General features: G+C 72.9%; 1 protein-coding gene. It reads left to right on the forward strand.

The genetic code is table 11. The annotated features are described in order from the left end of the window. Positions 1 to 575: FAD-binding protein (locus ACIKT0_RS19750; RefSeq protein ID WP_407106944.1), on the forward strand; the 575-nt coding region annotated here is incomplete at both ends.

The following is a 575-nucleotide window of genomic DNA, read 5'->3' on the forward strand; positions in this document are numbered from 1 at the left end:
TGGGCGCAAGGCGGCATCGCGGCCGCGGTGGGGCTTGGGGACAGCGCGGAGGCCCACGCCGCGGACACGATCGCGGCAGGCGCCGGCATCGTCGATGACGCGATCGCAGCGCTGATGACCCGCGAGGCGCCGGCCCGCATCGCAGACCTCCTCGCCTACGGCGTCCCGTTCGACCGCGACCTCGAAGGCAAGCTGCTGCTGTCGCGCGAAGCCGCGCATAGCCAGCGCCGGATCGTGCGGGTGAATGGCGATCTCGCCGGGAAGGCGATCATGGCGGCGCTGGTGACCGCCGTGCGGAACACCCCCTCGATCCGGGTGCTGGAGGGCTTCGTCGCCGAAGACCTCGTCATGGAAGGGCGGTTCGTGACAGGCGTCTCCGCGCGCCCGCTCGGCGACCATGCGGCAAAGCCGCTCCATCTCACCGCGCGGGCGGTCGTTCTCGCCTCGGGAGGCGTCGGGCATCTCTACGCCGTCACGACCAATCCGGTGGAGGCGCGCGGCGGCGGGCTCGCCATGGCGGCGCGCGCGGGCGCCCTGTTGGCGGACCTCGAGTTCGTGCAGTTCCACCCGACGGC

The organism is Hansschlegelia beijingensis, from assembly GCF_045505405.1.
Taxonomy (GTDB): Bacteria; Pseudomonadota; Alphaproteobacteria; order Rhizobiales; family Methylopilaceae; genus Methylopila; species Methylopila beijingensis_A.